At 58.4% G+C, this 17,240-nt stretch carries 13 protein-coding genes; 3 read left to right on the top strand and 10 right to left on the bottom strand.

Annotated elements, in window-relative coordinates; genetic code table 11:
* Nucleotides 1-101: 101 nt before the first annotated feature.
* The 6 genes from IPK65_00535 to IPK65_00560 all read right to left on the bottom strand — a co-directional run bounded on the left by IPK65_00535 (nucleotide 102) and on the right by IPK65_00560 (nucleotide 7,423).
* The gene (locus tag IPK65_00535; protein ID MBK8161674.1) at nucleotides 102-1,004 is read right to left on the bottom strand and encodes an AAA family ATPase; all 903 of its coding nucleotides are present in this window, start codon (nucleotides 1,002-1,004) and stop codon (nucleotides 102-104) included.
* A 42-nt stretch (nucleotides 1,005-1,046) separates the two neighbouring features.
* Nucleotides 1,047-1,844: a CpsD/CapB family tyrosine-protein kinase gene (locus IPK65_00540; protein MBK8161675.1), complete on the bottom strand. Its 798-nt coding sequence runs from the start codon at nucleotides 1,842-1,844 to the stop codon at nucleotides 1,047-1,049.
* 97 nt (nucleotides 1,845-1,941) lie between these two features.
* Nucleotides 1,942-3,618, bottom strand: coding sequence for a lipopolysaccharide biosynthesis protein (locus tag IPK65_00545; GenBank protein MBK8161676.1), 1,677 nt, complete (start codon nucleotides 3,616-3,618; stop codon nucleotides 1,942-1,944).
* A gap of 109 nt (nucleotides 3,619-3,727) precedes the next feature.
* On the bottom strand, nucleotides 3,728-5,011 hold the full coding sequence (locus IPK65_00550; GenBank protein MBK8161677.1) for an outer membrane beta-barrel protein: 1,284 nt from the start codon (nucleotides 5,009-5,011) through the stop codon (nucleotides 3,728-3,730).
* A 67-nt stretch (nucleotides 5,012-5,078) separates the two neighbouring features.
* Nucleotides 5,079-5,690, bottom strand: a complete 612-nt coding sequence (locus IPK65_00555; protein ID MBK8161678.1) for a polysaccharide biosynthesis/export family protein — start codon at nucleotides 5,688-5,690, stop codon at nucleotides 5,079-5,081.
* A 287-nt stretch (nucleotides 5,691-5,977) separates the two neighbouring features.
* Nucleotides 5,978-7,423 carry an undecaprenyl-phosphate glucose phosphotransferase gene (locus tag IPK65_00560; protein MBK8161679.1) on the bottom strand — a complete coding sequence of 482 codons (1,446 nt, stop codon included), beginning with the start codon at nucleotides 7,421-7,423 and terminating at the stop codon, nucleotides 5,978-5,980.
* 716 nt (nucleotides 7,424-8,139) lie between these two features.
* Between IPK65_00560 and IPK65_00565 the strand changes: the two genes are divergently transcribed.
* From IPK65_00565 to IPK65_00575, 3 genes are all read left to right on the top strand, one after another.
* Complete coding sequence (locus tag IPK65_00565; GenBank protein ID MBK8161680.1) at nucleotides 8,140-9,471, top strand: UDP-glucose/GDP-mannose dehydrogenase family protein; 1,332 nt, start codon at nucleotides 8,140-8,142, stop codon at nucleotides 9,469-9,471.
* Nucleotides 9,472-9,613: 142 nt separating this feature from the next.
* The gene (gene tviB, locus IPK65_00570) at nucleotides 9,614-10,891 is read left to right on the top strand and encodes a Vi polysaccharide biosynthesis UDP-N-acetylglucosamine C-6 dehydrogenase TviB (protein MBK8161681.1); all 1,278 of its coding nucleotides are present in this window, start codon (nucleotides 9,614-9,616) and stop codon (nucleotides 10,889-10,891) included.
* A gap of 151 nt (nucleotides 10,892-11,042) precedes the next feature.
* Complete coding sequence (locus IPK65_00575) at nucleotides 11,043-12,050, top strand: NAD-dependent epimerase (GenBank protein MBK8161682.1); 1,008 nt, start codon at nucleotides 11,043-11,045, stop codon at nucleotides 12,048-12,050.
* A gap of 254 nt (nucleotides 12,051-12,304) precedes the next feature.
* Here the strand turns inward: IPK65_00575 and IPK65_00580 are convergent, their stop codons facing one another.
* The 4 genes from IPK65_00580 to gap form a co-directional block, all read right to left on the bottom strand.
* Nucleotides 12,305-13,369 (bottom strand): fructose-bisphosphate aldolase class II, encoded by a 1,065-nt coding sequence (locus tag IPK65_00580; GenBank protein MBK8161683.1) that lies wholly within the window; start codon nucleotides 13,367-13,369, stop codon nucleotides 12,305-12,307.
* 101 nt (nucleotides 13,370-13,470) lie between these two features.
* Nucleotides 13,471-14,898, bottom strand: coding sequence for a pyruvate kinase (pyk, locus tag IPK65_00585; protein MBK8161684.1), 1,428 nt, complete (start codon nucleotides 14,896-14,898; stop codon nucleotides 13,471-13,473).
* A 53-nt stretch (nucleotides 14,899-14,951) separates the two neighbouring features.
* Nucleotides 14,952-16,142 carry a phosphoglycerate kinase gene (locus IPK65_00590; protein MBK8161685.1) on the bottom strand — a complete coding sequence of 397 codons (1,191 nt, stop codon included), beginning with the start codon at nucleotides 16,140-16,142 and terminating at the stop codon, nucleotides 14,952-14,954.
* Between the two features lie 89 nt (nucleotides 16,143-16,231).
* Nucleotides 16,232-17,236: a type I glyceraldehyde-3-phosphate dehydrogenase gene (gene gap, locus IPK65_00595; protein ID MBK8161686.1), complete on the bottom strand. Its 1,005-nt coding sequence runs from the start codon at nucleotides 17,234-17,236 to the stop codon at nucleotides 16,232-16,234.
* Nucleotides 17,237-17,240: the final 4 nt, after the last annotated feature.

A 17,240-nucleotide genomic window follows, 5' to 3' on the forward strand; every position in this document is an offset into this window, starting at 1 on the left:
GGGTGAGGCGTCTGGATGCGTCTGATTGCACGCACACAGTCTCACGAGACGCGGACAGTGCCCGAGGCGACAGGGCACGCGCCGACGTCGTAAGACTGCGGCTATTCAGCTCCGCTATGGCCGCTGTTCTTTACAGCGTGCATGTCGAGCACCTTCCCGTGATCGTCCGTTTCCGCGCCCCAGACCGGGAAGATGCCCCCGATGTTGCGGTCACGCACCACGTCATGGATCAGATCGGCGTCGATACGGGGTTTCTGGTCGGCAAAGCCGCATACCAGCGCCGTATCGCACAGCACATTGATCAGCCGGGGCACGCCGCGCGTGTAATAGAACACGGTGACGCATGCCGCCGCCTCGAACAGGTTGGGATCCCCCCCCGCGACCACAAGCCGATGGCGGATGTACTCGCACGTCGCCTGGAGATCAAGGGGCCGCAGGTGGAAATCCACCGCGATCCTCTGGGCAAACTGCTCCAGATGGGGGTGGCGCAGCATGTCGCGCAGGCCAGGCTGGCCGATCAGCATCAACTGGAGGATCTGGTCCTTGTTTGCGTTGATGTTGGACAGCATCCGCAGCTGTTCGAGAGATTCAATATCGAGATTCTGCGCCTCGTCGATGATCAGGATCGTGCGATGGCCCATTTCATGCTCGCGCATGAGGAATTCCGCCAGGGTCTGGTACAGCTCAACCTTTTCCTTGCCGCGAAATTCCAGCTTGAACGCGAGCAGGATCCATTGCAGCAATTCGCCGAAGGAACGATGGGTGTTGGAAACCAGGCCCACCGTGATATTTTCATCGCTTTCGATCTGGTTCAGCAGCTTGCGTATCAACGTCGTCTTGCCAGAACCGATCTCGCCGGTGATCACCGTGAATCCGGCCTGGTTCAACAGGCCGTACTCCAGCATGGCCAACGCCATTCGATGGTTCTTGCTGAGAAAGAGAAAACCCGGATCGGGCAGCAGGGAAAACGGTTTTTCTTTGAATTTATAATATGACTCGTACATGATCTCGACCTCTAATCCGCCGCGCGTAATCCGGGCTTATGTTCAGTAGCCATAGTACTGGCTGGTAGCTTCCGGCGTCTTGTTCAACACCGTCCCCAACAAATTCGCGTCCTTCAGCAGGTCGACCGATTTGCGGATATCCCGCGCATGGGTGCGACCCTCTTCGACGACCATGAGAAAGGCATTCATATGCGGCGCCAGCACCAGCACGTCATCCGTCACCAGCACTGGCGGAAGGTCGACGATGACGAGGCGCGACGGAAAGCATTTCTTGATCTCGTTCAGCAGATGCACGATCCTCGCGGAAGACAGGATCTCGGATGAATTCGCGAACGACGCGCACCCCGGCAGCACGGTGAGGCGTTCCACGCCGATATCGACCATGATCTTTTGCAGCGGCATGCCAGTCAGCAAGAAGTCACTGACGCCAAACTCCGGACGGAATCCCAGATACCGGTGGACCGAGGGGCGGCGCATGTCCAGATCAACCAGCACGACTGTCCGCCCGGTCTCCATCATGGCCAGTCCAATCGCCAGGTTGATGGCCGTCAGGGTCTTGCCTTCCCCTGGATTGGCGCTGGTTACCGCCAGGGATTGCCATCCGTTCGCCCGCATCTGGTGCCACACGCGCGTGCGCAGCACTTTGTAGGCCTGGCCATAGTCGCTGTTATCATCCCCGAGGATGACCCGGTTCTTTTTAAGAATTTCTTTTGATACCTGCGCCTTGCGAACATCAACAGATTCGTCAGCCGCCAGCGGGCGCTCTCCCTGGACAGCACCCGTCCGTTGCTGGTCCTGCAGCGTCTTTTCTACAGCCTTGGTAATCCGGTCTATGGACATCGCTTGTCACTAGCCCAATTATTCATCCGGCGGGAGCGCCCGCTCCGCCTAGTTATCGACCGTAGCTGAAAAATTTCCATCCTGTCCACCAGTTATGTCAGGCCGGCGCGGACCAGAAGAACTGCATCAACAGCAGACCCAGTACCAGCACAGTCAGCACAGCCAGACCAATCACCATGATCCTGTTCTGGGAAAGGGCGGCCGTACCCTCTCCATCGATATTGATATAAGGTATGGCCACGATCGGCGGCGACCCGAACAGCTGGGTGATTCCCCGGGTGCCGCGCACTGATTCATCCAGATATTCAGTACCCGCCGCGAACCCCAGCCCGGCCACCAGAGACAGAACTGTCCCCAGCAGAAGGATCCCGGGCCGGTTTGGCTTGTCCGGCGACGACGGAACATAGGCCGGCTCGATCAGGGAAAACCTTTCACCACGCTGCTCCTGTTCCAGCTGCTCGGATACCTGGGCCTCGAGCAGGTTCTGTTTCAGCTCATGATACTTGCGCACCGCGTTGTCGTATTCCCGCGAGATTGCAAGTCCTTCCTGCTCTACCTTCGGCGTCTGGACGATACGATTTTCATAATCGGCCAGCTTGGCCTTCAATCTGTCGCGTCGCTCCAGCGTCGAGCTGAGGCTGATCTTCAATGATTCGAGTTGTGTCTTGGTTGAAACATAGGCCGGGTTGTCCGGTTGAAACCCGCTGGTGACAACCCCGTTGCCGGTGTCGCGAGCAACCTCCAGTTCGTTACCGAGGGTCGCGAGGGATCTTTTCAACGCGACGACATCAGGATGGTCCTCGGAGTATTTCTCGCGTGCCGCCGCCAGATCTGCCTGCACCTTCAGGAACTGCTGTTCAAGGCTGCTTGTACTGTCGGTATGCCCGACCTGGGCCTTGAGCGTGTCGATCTCGCGACGCATGTTCTGGATGTCTGGATGATCGGGCGAATAGATGGAGGATGCGCGCAGATACGCCATTTGCAATGCACGCAAGCGGCCCTCCGGGCTATCTCCGGTGTTGGGCTCGAGCTGAGTCAACTGCGATTCCAGGTAAACCTTGCGCTCTTCCAGGTCGGAAATACTGCGTTGCACCTCCTCCAACTCCCGCTCCGTGCGCTCCATCAGGTTCATGTTCATCGCCATCAACTGGGGCAACTGTCCAACGTTCTTCTCCTTGTGCACCGCCAGCTGCGCCTCGAGATCGGCGATATGGATACTCAGGCGATTCGCCTCTTCCGCCAGGAATGCGGAGGTGTCCGCGGCCATTTGCGACCGCATCCTGGCATTCTCCTCGAGGTACAGCGACACCATCTCGTCGACGACCTGCTTTGCCGCCTCCGGATTGCTGCTCTCGAACGAAAGATCGAAGGCTATCGCCGCCTTGCCGGCCCTGCCACTCTTGGGATCCACCACCTCGGCACTCACCATGCGCACGCTGACGTTCGAGCGCATCATCGTGATGATCTCGCCGATGTCAGTGGATCGCTGTTCTTCGGGATAAAGATCGTACTTCTCGATGATCGTGCGCAGATTATCGCGCGTCATCACACGCTGGCTGATAACCTGGATGCGCTCGGTGGCATAGCTCGTCACCGTGGTTCTGACCAGATCCTGCGGAATATCCTGTTGCTCGATCAGGATCGTCGCGGTCGAGATGTACACTGGAGGGAGACCAAAGGCGATGCCAAGGGTAGCAACGAACACCAGCGCTGTCGGCACGATCAGCTGCAGCTTCCGGCGCTTCAATACCGCCAGATAATCGCTCAGATTCAAGCCATGTCTATCCATGTAACACCACCCAGATCATCTTCCGCAGCAGTCCAGGTTCATGCGCGATTCCGCCAACACGTTGATTTCCCGATATCATATACCTATCCGCCCCTCATCGTGACACCGCCAGGCGCGGCCAGGCATAGTTGATCGCGACGAATACCGCGTTGCTGTCTGCAGAATCCGCCCTATCTTCATACTCCTGCCATCGATATCGGTAGGAACCGTCGATACTCCACAAGCGGGTCAACAAATAACGAAACCCCGGCTCAATGTCGTAATAGAGCCGATCGACCGACCCGCTGAAGAAATCCGGTGAACTATTCTTCTGAACATTGGCGAACAGCGAGAAGGACAGCACGGGCGAGATCTGGTGTAAAACCCTCGCCTGCAGATGGTCGCTGAGCACAAGCGTCCCCGCGCCACTTGGATACAGATTGCGCCCCGCCTGGAAGCGGTACGTGGTCAATTCCGTGGATTTTTTCACTAGGCTGGCCGTGAGCGACCCACCGGTGGAATCGTCCTCGACATCGTTGAACGTCGTTGTCGATGATCGCACGCCTACGGTCACATTCCCGCGCAACAAGGGGGAGTAGTTATGGCTCAAGCCGACGCTCAGACTGTAATCATCAGTCTCAGAACCCCTGTCAGGCGACTTGTATGTCCCAGCGCCCACGTTCACGCTCAACTGGTCCCCCTGCGTCAATCGGTGCGTTATGGCTGCACTGATGCGGTAACGCCGATAGTCCTCCAACGAGGTGCCGGCATCGTCGGAATAGTTTGTGCTGTTAAGGGAATATGACAGCCTCAGCGAGGTCAGCCGTGCCAGGGAGTATGTCCAGGACGGGCGCAGAGACAGTCTGTTCCGCCTGACCTGGGTCTCCACCAGGCCGGCGTCCACATCAGGCGCGTCTACTGCCTGGCCGTCCTCTTCATCGTCATCTTCAGGCGCGGCGGAAACTGTCGCGATCGTCGTATCACGCCGGTACGATCCGGTCAGATTGTATCGACTGAGTTGCGTAGCACTGCGACCGCTGATGGTCAGCAACTGGATGTTGGTGTCTCTGATCTCGTCTGTGGCATAGCGATTGAAAATCAAACGCGCGCCGATACCCAGGAAGCCGGTTGTCGTGCGTTTTCGCAGATCAATCAGCGGGGAAAGGCTTCCACCCCATGTGGAAACAGGGTCATCCACGCTCAGGAAGATATTGTCATCATACTGATTTCGTAACTGCACCGATGGGGTAAGGGACCACTCATCCGCCCCCGATACACCGGTTTGCAATACGAGGATAAGGACTGCACACATCGCTGTCGTGGCAATCCGCACAAGATTCGCAGCGCAAATGCTGAATCTGCAACGACCGCATTGAACTAAATCGTCCTTCTCACCCATCGCACAACCATTCATTCCTAGGCGTTGTTTCTGCAAATTTCACGTACCAAAGTGCAGCAGGCCTCAATCAAGGCACGATCACGACGTCGCCGCGCTTCAGTATGATGTTCTGCTTGAGTTCGATTCCCGCCTCGACTTTCGCGTATTCGAACGGGATAACCGTTACCAAATTATTCTCCCGCCGCAGGATCTTTATCTTGTTTTCTGCGGCATACGGCGTAAGTCCTCCCGCCAGGGCCAGCGCCTGAACGACATCGAGGTAATGGCCCACCTGGTACTGGCCGGAATTCTTCACCTCCCCGATCACGTAGATCTTGTAGGCGGAAACCTTATCGATCACCACGGTAACAACAGGATCCGGGATATATTTCTTCAATCTTTGTGCGATCTCATTCTGAATCTCCTCAGCCGAATGCGATGCTGCCCGAATCTCACCGATCAATGGGAACGATATTTTGCCGTCCGGCCTCACCACTACCTTGCGCTGAAGCGTCTCTTCCTTCCAGACACTGATGTCCAGCACATCATCAGGGCCGATCATATAATCCAGTTCTGGCATGCCCTTGTCCTGGGCAAATACTGCGCCGGAACCGATGATCATGAGGAGGATCACGTAGCCGCGGCAAACGCCGAACAACCCCCGCGGTGAAGCGTGTGCCTGATCATTGAGCATAATCATTTACCTGTAATATGTCGGTGACCGCGTTTACAATGCAACCAATAAGCCAGCTAGACCGCCAGGATAGAGCAGATAGCGTTGGTAGCACTGCCGCCGGGATCAAACATCATTTGCGGATGATAGGTTGATAGGCAGGAATTTGCCACGGGATGGGGGATAAAGGTTGCGGATAATGCGCTAAAGCGGAGCAAACCACCCTACCAAAGCATCGTGACAACCCCCTCTGGAAGGATGGACAAGGCAATTTTCAAGCCTTGCAGACTATGCCGATGCTCCAGTAGCCACTGTCAATAGACATTCTTCCCCGAAAAGCCTTTGAACAGCGTCAAGAATATGATCTTCAGATCCAATAACAAGGACCAGTTCTTGATATAGTCCAAATCATATTCGATACGCTTTTGCATTTTATCCAAGGTATCCGTCTCGCCCCGCCAGCCATTGACCTGGGCCAGCCCGGTGATACCAGGTTTCACCTTGTGTCGCAGCATATATCCGTTGATCAGCTTGCGATATTCCTCGTTATGAACCACCGCATGGGGACGCGGCCCGACGATGGACATGCTGCCTTGGAGTACATTGATGAACTGCGGCAGCTCGTCAAGCGAGGTGCGGCGGAGAAAAGCGCCGAATGCGGTGACACGCGCGTCGGACACCTGAGCCTGCCTGACTTCGCCTTCATTTTCACAGACTGTCATGGTGCGAAATTTCCACACCTCGATCTTGTTGCCGCGCAGGCCGTATCGATTCTGCTTGTAGAGCGCCGGACCGGGCGACGACAGCTTGACGCCCAGGGCAATGAGCAGCATGGGGGCACTGATCACCAGCAGGATCAGACTCGTCAACACGATGTCTTCCAGACGCTTGATCCAACCATCCACACCGTTGAAAGGCGTATCGTGAATGCTGACGATGGGGAATTGTCCAATGTTGCTCACTCCGGCATTCATCAGGTTGTAGACAAAAAAATCAGGCACAAGATGCACTGAAACCGTCGTGTCCGAGAGCTGATCTAGCAGCTTTTTAATCCGTTCCTCCGCCCGCATGGGCAAGGTGATATAAATAGCGTCTATCTTCCCCTCGCGGGCGTGCTTGACCAATGTCTCGAGATTCCCGATCACCTTGATCGGCTCTGTAACGAGTGGCCGGCTACCCGCCGGTTTTCTGTCATCATAAAACCCGACCGGCATTAGCCCCATCCATTTAGAATCAAGCACCGTCCTGGCGAATTCCGCGCCAAGATCACGCGCGCCAACAATGGCGACCTTGCAGGTGTTAAAACCGTTCCTACGCAATACTCCCAAGGCATAATGTATAAAGCTTCGCCAGGCGATGAGTACAATCGGGGCCAAGATGATCCAGGATAGAATTACTCGCCGCGAATATGCTTCCGAACTTTTTGTGGCGTACCCGACAAGCAGAAGGACCAGCAACACACCCATCCACACCAGGCAGAGCTGCAGCATCTCATGGAACAGCGATGCACCGCGTCGGACGCGATAGATGTCCATGAATTGGCCGATGACAAAGAACAGACCCATCGAGAGGATGGCAATAAGAGTGTAACGGTAGTCTCCGATCTCGCCAGATAACCAGATCATCGCCCACAGTGTCGCGCCGACCAATACGGCGTCGATGAAGCGCAAAAGGGTGGAGATATCGTAATGATGACTGCGGATCACCCCCCTGAAGGATCGGACGTTTCCTTCCGATGCCTTTTTCAACACAGGAAACATTTCGGCCCTATTCATAACATGCTCCTAACACGTGATGAGGGCAAAATACAACGCGGGGATGTGATACAGATTAGAGCACATATGGTTTGGATATTCATTCGTTCTATATGTCTATATCGGGATGTTTGGCAACATCCGTTGCGATATTTACAACAACAGCATATCTGGACGAAGTTACATAATGATGGCATCCCTGATAATATAGCGTCAGTTCCTTGACTCGCGAATTATAGCAACAACTATTCCAGACTGCTAATTTATTATATCTATATGTTTAAAATGAATTATTCATAACTATAAATTTCTCCTACATGGTTGATCCGGGTGCGAAATTGATTTGCGCGATCCATTAATGTGCAAGATTACGAGTATTACTAGTTATTAACCATGCAATACTTCGTCGCCCAAGATAGGATGGGGTTTGGATTAACTGACTTATCTGCCACGTCGCCGAATAACGACATAGAAGATAAAACCACAAGTCACTGAAATCTTCAAGCGTGATGCCTTTGGAATAAAACAAAGAGTTTCCGGTGGTGGCAAGTAAGATAACCGGGTTCAGGCACGCTGCAGTATCGACTGGTGCCGCCGCTAAATCCTGGTCACTTCAAGATCCATGTCGGGTGGTACAGGCAAACATGTCAAGTTATCATAGCGCCCATCAATGAATTAACACCCATCGTTCTCAACACTCCAAGGTAGTCACTCATAATCACATGAAAATCACCATATTCGGTTCCGGTTACGTCGGCCTGGTTACCGGCGCCTGTCTTGCCGAGGTCGGCAACGAGGTGCTGTGTGTCGACATCGACCATGACAAGATCGCCAGGCTCAAACAAGGACAGATCCCCATCTTCGAACCCGGGCTTGAGGACCTTGTCGTCCACAACCTGAAGTCTGGCCGGATCAAATTCACGACCGATGTCGCAGAAGGCGTCGCGCACGGCCTGTTCCAGTTCATCGCGGTCGGCACGCCTCCCGGCGAAGACGGTTCGGCGGACCTGCAGTACGTCCTCGAGGTCGCCCGCAGCATCGGGCGGCACATATCCGACTACCGGATCATCGTCAATAAATCCACGGTGCCGGTGGGCACCGCGGACAAGGTGAAAAACGCGGTACAGCAGGAATTGACTGTACGCGGAACCGCCGTCGAGTTCGACGTCGTTTCCAATCCCGAATTCCTCAAGGAAGGGGCCGCCATCGACGACTTTATGCGGCCAGACCGCATCATCATCGGCACCGACAATCCCCGCACCACCGAACTGCTCCGTGCGCTGTACGCCCCCTTCAACCGCAATCATGAGCGCATCATACGCATGGACATACGGTCAGCCGAGCTCACCAAGTATGCTGCCAATGCCATGCTCGCGACCAAGATCAGTTTCATGAACGAGCTTTCGAACATGGCGGAACGGCTGGGGGCGGACATCGAGCAGGTGCGCATCGGTATCGGCTCCGACCCGCGCATCGGTTACCACTTCATCTATCCCGGCGTCGGCTACGGCGGCTCCTGCTTTCCCAAGGACGTCAAGGCGCTGGAGCACATTGCCCAGCAGATCGGATATACGGCCGAACTGTTGCACGCGGTCGAATCCGTGAACAACCGCCAGAAACAGACACTGTTCCACAAGATCGACAGGCACTTCAAGGGAAAGCTGGACGGCAAGGTCTTCGCAGTGTGGGGCCTGGCGTTCAAACCGAATACCGACGACATGCGAGAGGCGCCGAGCCGCGTCCTGCTGGAGGCCCTGTGGAACGCCGGCGCCCGCGTGCGCGCCTATGATCCCGAGGCGATGCAGGAAACCCGGCGCATCTACGGCGACGACGCAAGGCTGGTCCTGTGCGAATCTCCGGACGACGCACTCATCGGCGCCGATGCCCTGGCGATCGTCACCGAATGGAATGCATTCCGCAGCCCCGATTTCAATCGCATGAAAGACGCCCTCAAGTCCCCAGTCATCTTCGACGGACGAAATCTCTATAATCCGGACATCGTTGAGAAGGCGGGGCTGATCTATTACTCAATCGGCCGAGGCAAACAACCGTAGCACGGGGCATGGATATCATGGACAGTACAGCGTCGATCGGGAACTAGAAACTCCTGGATATCCGCGACTGATCGCACGCCGACTGTGCATTCAATGGGGCGCGCTGAAAGACCTGATCAATGCCATTACTTTAGGAATAGATATGCTGAATCTCAACGACATCCGCATCGGCGTCATCGGTCTCGGCTATGTAGGCCTCCCGCTGGCCGTGGCCCTGGGCGGACATTTCCCGACCACAGGGTTCGACATCAACCGCCGCCGCATCAACGAACTCCGCGAAGGACGCGACAGCACGCTCGAGGTGCCGGCGGCGGAGCTTGCAGAAGTAGCGAATCTGAAATTCAGCGACAGCACGGATGATCTGGCTCAGTGCAATTTCTTCATCATAACGGTCCCGACTCCGATCGATGCCTACAAACGCCCGGACCTGAGCCCATTGATCTCGGCAAGCAGCACGGTCGGGAATGCGCTCAAGAAAGGGGACATAGTCGTATATGAATCCACCGTGTACCCCGGTTGCACCGAAGAGATCTGCGTACCCATCCTGGAAAAGAATTCCGGCCTGGTATTCAACCGTGACTTCTTCGCCGGCTACAGCCCTGAACGTATCAATCCGGGCGACAAGCGGCATCGGCTCGCCACCATAGCCAAGGTTACATCGGGCTCAACGCCCGCGGCTGCCGATCTGATAAACGCCGTATACGCGCGCATCATCACGGCCGGTACGCACAAGGCTAGCAGCATCCGCGTCGCGGAAGCCGCCAAGGTGATCGAAAACACGCAGCGGGACGTCAATATCGCCCTGATCAACGAGCTTGCACTGATCTTCAACCGGCTCGGCATCGACACCATCGAAGTCCTGGAGGCCGCCGGCACCAAGTGGAACTTTCTTCCCTTCCGCCCCGGCCTGGTCGGCGGCCACTGCATCGGCGTCGACCCCTACTACCTGACGCACAAGGCCCAGGAGATCGGCTACCATCCCGAAGTCATCCTCGCCGGCCGCCGGATCAATGACAGCATGGGCGCCTATGTTGCCGAGCGCGTACTGAAGCTGATGACCCAGCGCCGAATCCCGGTGGCCGACTCGCGCATATTGATTCTTGGGCTTGCTTTCAAGGAAAACTGCCCCGATCTGCGCAACACCCGCGTGGTGGACATCGCCGCCGAACTCAAGGGTTACCATGCCAACGTCGACGTCTATGACCCATGGGTCAACCCCGAAGAGGCGGAACATGAATACCGTATCCGCCCCGTCGCCCACCCGGAACCGGCAGTCTACGATGCCGTGATCCTGGCCGTTGCTCACGATCAGTTCCGCGACCTCGGCATCGAGGGCGTACGGCGGCTGTGCAAACCCAATGCGGTCCTTTACGATGTGAAGTCATTGTTTCCGCCGGACGCAGTGGATGGCAGGCTCTGACGGTCAGGAGCAAGGTGTCAGGCGTGGCGCGTAAAAAACAGAAACGCCCGCGATTGCTTTCCGCCTCACGCCTTACGCTTCACCGAAGGCTATGCCATAGAGCATGCGTAGCCATGCCCCTATTACGGAATATCATCAGGACACTACAATCATGAAGGTACTCATCACCGGCACCGCCGGCTTCATCGGCTCCACCCTTGCCCACCGGCTCCTTGAGCGCGGCGACGAGGTCATTGGCGTCGACAACCTCAACGACTACTACGACGTGAATCTCAAGCAGGCGCGGCTGGCCCGCCTGAAACACTACGATCGATTCACCGACGTGCGCGCGAGCCTGGAAGACCCGGAAGCGATGGCACACACCTTCAGGACTCATGAACCTCAGCGCGTGGTCAACCTGGCCGCGCAGGCCGGTGTGCGCTATTCACTGGTGAATCCGCGCGCCTACATCGACAGCAATCTGGTCGGCTTCACGAACATCCTCGAGGGCTGTCGCCACCACCGCGTGGAGCATCTGGTGTACGCCTCCAGCAGCTCGGTGTACGGGGCGAACACCAAGATGCCGTTCTCGGTCCATGACAACGTGGACCATCCGGTCAGCCTCTATGCCGCCAGCAAGAAGGCGAACGAGCTGATGGCGCACACCTACAGCCATCTGTTCCGCATACCCACCACCGGGCTGCGCTTCTTCACCGTCTACGGCCCGTGGGGTCGGCCCGACATGGCGCTGTTCCTGTTTACCCGCAACATCCTCGCCGGCAAACCCATCGACGTGTACAACTACGGCAAATGCCAGCGCGACTTCACCTACATCGACGACATCGTCGAGGGCGTCGTCAGGACACTGGACAAAGTCCCCGAGGCCAATTCCGGCTGGAGCGGCAAAGATCCCGACCCGGGTACCAGTCTGGCCCCGTACCGGCTCTACAACATCGGCAACAACAATCCGGTCGAATTGATGGACTTCATCGAGACCATCGAACGCTGCCTGGGCCGCACGGCGGTGAAAAACCTGCTGCCGCTTCAGCCCGGGGATGTGCCGGCGACCTACGCCGACGTCGACGACCTGATGCGGGATGTCGGATTCAAGCCGGCGACACCGATCGGGCAGGGTATCGAGCGGTTTATCGAGTGGTACCGGGAGTACTACAAGAGCTAGGCGTGAGGCGTGAGGCGTGAGGCGTGAGGCGTGAGGCGTGAGGCGTGAGGCGTGAGGCGTGAGGCGTGAGGCGTGAGGCGTGAGGCGACAAGAGCATGACCGCCTTGGTTTTCATGTCAATGTCATTACGACAGTTATTTTGATCTTCCTCCTGACGCTTTACGCCTGACTCCTAACAGAAAGGGCGGGTTACCCCGCCCTTTTTCTTTTCGAGATTGGGGACAGATTTTAAATCTGTCCCCTGCCTCTCATGATTACTTCACCTGCGGTTCCAGCTCACCCTTGTCGTAACGCTTGACCATCGCCTCCAGCGAGAGCGGCTTGATCTTGGAGGCGTTGCCGGCGGTGCCGAAGGCCTCGTAACGCGCCTTGCAGATCTCCTTCATCGCCTTGATGGTTGCGGCGAAGAACTTGCGCGGATCGAATTCCTTGGGGTTCTCCGCCATGGTCTTGCGCATCGCACCGGTGGAGGCCATGCGCAGATCGGTGTCGATATTGACCTTGCGCACCCCGTGCTTGATGCCTTCCACGATTTCTTCGACCGGCACGCCGTAGGTCTCGCCCATGGCGCCGCCGTAGCTGTTGATGATCTTCAGCCACTCCTGCGGCACCGAGCTCGAACCGTGCATCACCAGATGCGTATTCGGGATACGCGCGTGGATCTCCTTGATGCGCTCGATGGCGAGGATATCGCCGGTGGGCGGGCGGCTGAATTTGTAGGCACCGTGCGAGGTGCCGATCGCAATCGCCAGGGCGTCCACCTTGGTTTTTTTGACAAAGTCGGCGGCCTCTTCGGGATCGGTCAGCAGCATGGAGTGATCCAGCTTCCCTTCCGCACCGATGCCGTCCTCTTCGCCGGCCATTCCGGTCTCCAGCGATCCCAGGCAGCCCAGTTCGCCCTCGACGGACACACCACAGGCATGGGACAGCTCCACCGTGCGGCGGGTCACATCTATGTTGTATTCATAGGAGGCCGGGGTCTTGCCGTCTTCCTTCAAGGAACCGTCCATCATCACCGAGGAGAAACCCAGCTGAATGGAACGCTGGCACACCGCCGGGCTGACGCCATGATCCTGGTGCATGACGACCGGAATATTGGGCCACTCCTCGATGGCGGCCAGGATCAGGTGGCGCAGGAAAGGCGCGCCCGCGTATTTACGCGCGCCTGCGGAGGCCTGCACGATCACCGGGCTGTCGGTCTCGGCAGCCGCCTCCATGATGGCGCGCATCTGTTCCAGGTTGTTGACGTTGAACGCCGGTACGCCGTAATTGCGTTCGGCGGCGTGATCCAGTAACTGACGAAGTGATATCAAGGCCATGGCTTTTCTCCTTACCTGTATAACCGTTAGTGTGTATCTATTCTAAATCCTTCCACGAAAAAATCATCGGACGAACCGTAGTGGAATCGCTCCCGCCTGCGTCAATAATCGCCCACCCGGATGATCTTCATGGTGTTGGTAGCCCCGTGCATGCCCATCAGGTCGCCCTTGGTGATGATCACCAGATCCCCTTCCTGCACGGTGCCGCGCTTCAGCAATTCGTCGATCACCTCGCGGTTGGCCTCGACGTGCTGCGTGGATGAGGCATCGAAGGCCACCGGGTAGACCCCGCGGAACAGGCTGACCTTGCGCCGCGTCGCCTCATGTTTGGTCAGGGCATAGATCGGTATCCCGGAGCTGATGCGCGACATCCACTGCACCGTCGAACCGGATTCGGTCAGGGCCGCGATCGCCCGCACGCGAAGGTGGTTGGCGGTATACATGGAGGCCATCGCGATCGCCTCGTCGATATGACGGAACTCCGAATCCACGCGGTGGCGCGACAGCACCGCCACCTTCTGGCTTTCCGCCCCGCGGCAGATCCGGTCCATGGCCTCGATCACCTTGAGCGGGTAACGCCCGGTGGCGGTTTCCTCTGACAGCATGACGGCGTCCGTGCCGTCGAGCACCGCATTGGCGACGTCGAACACCTCGGCCCGGGTCGGAATGGAGCTGTCCACCATGGATCGCATCATCTGCGTCGCGGTGATGACCACGCGATTCATGCTGCGCGCGAGCTGGATGAGGTGCTTCTGCACACCCGGCAGCTCGGCATCGCCGATCTCTACGCCGAGGTCTCCGCGCGCGATCATCACGACGTCGGTCGCGGCGATGATGTCCTCCACGCTGGCGAGCGATTCGGCGCGCTCGATCTTCGCCACGATGGCGCCGTGTCCGCCGGCGGCGCGCAGCAGTTCACGCGCCTCGTTGATATCCGCTGCATTGCGCGGGAACGATACCGCCACGTAATCCGCCGCAATGGACGCGGCCACCTTGATGTCGGCGCGGTCCTTGTCGGTGATCGCGGCGGCGGAGAGGCCGCCGCCCAGGCGGTTGATGCCCTTGTTATTGGACAGCTCGCCACCGACCAGTACGCGACAGACGATCTCGCCGGCGGCGATCTCCACCACCTCCAGCACGATCTTGCCGTCATCGAGCAGCAGGTTGTCGCCCACGACGACGTCGTTCGGCAGTTCCTTGTAAGTGATGCCGACGCGCTCCTGGTTACCGGCATTCGCCGGCCATGCCGCATCGAGCACGAAGCGAGCGCCTTCCTCCAGCACCACCTTGCCGTCGGCAAAGCGGTCGGTGCGGATCTTGGGCCCCTGCAGGTCGGCGAGCACCGCGACCTCGCGTCCGGCCTCGCGCGCCGCGTGGCGCACCGCCTCGACGCGGCGCACATGATCGGCGGCCTCACCGTGGGAGAAATTCACGCGCACCACGTCCATCCCGGCGCGCACCATGCGGTCAAGCACCCCCGGATTGTCCGTGGCCGGTCCCAGTGTGGCGACGATCTTCGTGCGCCTCAAACGATTTCTTTCTTGCGTCATAATAAGCTTCGGTTCAACTCCCTAAACGCCAGTTATACGCGCCGCGAACGGGCGCGTTCTTCCAGGATGGCGACGGCGGGCAGCGTCTTGCCCTCGAGGAACTCGAGGAACGCCCCGCCCGCCGTCGAAATATAAGAAACCTTGTCATAGATATCGTACTTCTGGATCGCCGCGATGGTGTCGCCGCCTCCCGCGAGCGTGAAGGCGGGGGTGTTGGCGATCGCCTCGGCGATCTTCCTGGTGCCGGCGCCGAACTGGTCGAACTCGAACACGCCCACCGGGCCGTTCCACACCACGGTGCCGGCCTTCATGATGATGTCGGCGAGCTGCTGCGCGCTTTTCGGGCCGATGTCGAAGATCATGTCGTCGTCGGCCGTCGCCGCGGCGTCCTTCAGCACGGCGGGTTCGTTGGCATCGAATTTTTTGCCGACGACGACATCGACCGCGATCGGGATCGAGGCGCCGCGCTTCTGCATCTTCTCCATCAGCGCCTTGGCGATCGGAATGAGGTCTGTCTCGGCCAACGACTTGCCGATCTTCTTGCCGGCCGCGGCCAGGAAGGTGTTGGCAATGCCGCCGCCGACCACGAGCTGGTCGACCTTGTCGGACAGCGATTCGAGCACCGTCAGCTTGGTCGAGACCTTGGAGCCGCCGACGATGGCGACCATCGGGCGCTTCGGGCTGAGCAATGCCTTGGTCAGCGCCTCCAGCTCCTCGGTCAGCAGGATGCCTGCCGCCGCCACCGGGGCGTAGCGGGCAACGCCGTGCGTCGAGGCCTCGGCGCGGTGCGCGGTGCCGAAGGCATCCATCACGAACACGTCGCACAGCGCGGCATACTTCTTCGCGGTTTCGTCGGCATTCTTCTTTTCGCCCTTGTTGATGCGGCAATTCTCCAGCACGACGAGCTCGCCCGCGGCAACGTCGAAGCCGCCGTCGACCCAATCCTTGATGAGGCGCACCGGCTTGCCGAGGCGCGCGCCGATGTTGTCGGCGACGGGCTTCAGCGAATTCTCCTCCGACCACTCGCCTTCGGTCGGGCGGCCAAGGTGGGAGGTCACCATCACCTTTGCGCCCTGCTTGAGGCAGTGGTTGATGGTGGCCATGGACGCCGTGATGCGCGCGTCCGAGGTCACCTTGCCGTCCTTCACCGGCACGTTCAGGTCGGCGCGGATCAACACGCGCTTGCCCTTGAGATCGAGATCGGTCAGCTTGATGACAGACATGCTTGCTCCTTGAGAACCACGGTGAGGAGTGAGGTGTTAGGCGTGAGGAATTGATCCCTCACGCTTCACGCCTCACGCCTCACCCGTATTTACTTGGCCACGTGCTGCACGAAGCGCAGCATGTTGCAGGTGTAGCCGTATTCATTGTCGTACCACGACACGACCTTGACGAAGGTCGGGTCGAGGGCGATGCCGGCCTCGGCGTCGAAGATCGACGGCAGCGAGCAACCGCGGAAATCGGTCGACACCACCTTCTCGTCGGTGTAACCGAGCACGCCCTTCAGCGAGCCTTGCGAGGCCTTCTTCATGGCCGCGCAGACCTGCTCGTAGCTGGCTTCCTTCGCGAGTTCAACGGTGAGATCCACCACGGACACGTCCGAGGTCGGCACGCGGAACGCCATGCCGGTGAGCTTCTTGTTGAGTTCGGGGATCACCTTGCCAACGGCCTTGGCGGCGCCGGTGGACGACGGGATGATGTTCTCCAGGATGCCGCGGCCGCCGCGCCAGTCCTTGCTGGACGGCCCGTCGACGGTCTTCTGGGTCGCCGTGGCGGCATGCACCGTGCTCATCAGCCCGCGCTTGATGCCGAAGCTGTCGTGCAGCACCTTGGCGACCGGCGCCAGGCAGTTGGTGGTGCAGGAGGCGGCGGAGACGATCTTCTCGCCGGCATACTTCGCGTGGTTCACGCCGTAGACGAACATCGGGGTGTCATCCTTGGAGGGCGCCGACTGCACGACCTTCCGGGCGCCCGCGGTGATGTGTTTCTGGCAGGTATCCAGCGTGAGGAACAGGCCGGTGGACTCCACCACGACGTCGGCGCCGACTTCGCCCCACTTGAGTTCCGCCGGATCCTTCACGGCGGTAAGACGGATCTTCCGCCCATTGACGATCAGCGTGTCGTTGTCCACCTTGATGTCGCCGCTGAAGCGGCCGTGCACCGAGTCGTACTGGAGCATGTAGGCCAGGTAGCTGGGCTCGAGCAGGTCGTTGATGCCGACGATCTCGATGTCCTTGAACTCCGCTTCCTTGACCGCCGCACGGAACACCATGCGGCCGATGCGGCCGAACCCGTTGATACCGACTTTGATTGTCATAGTC

It is taken from the genome of Gammaproteobacteria bacterium, assembly GCA_016712635.1.
Taxonomy (GTDB): Bacteria; Pseudomonadota; Gammaproteobacteria; order SZUA-140; family SZUA-140; genus JADJWH01.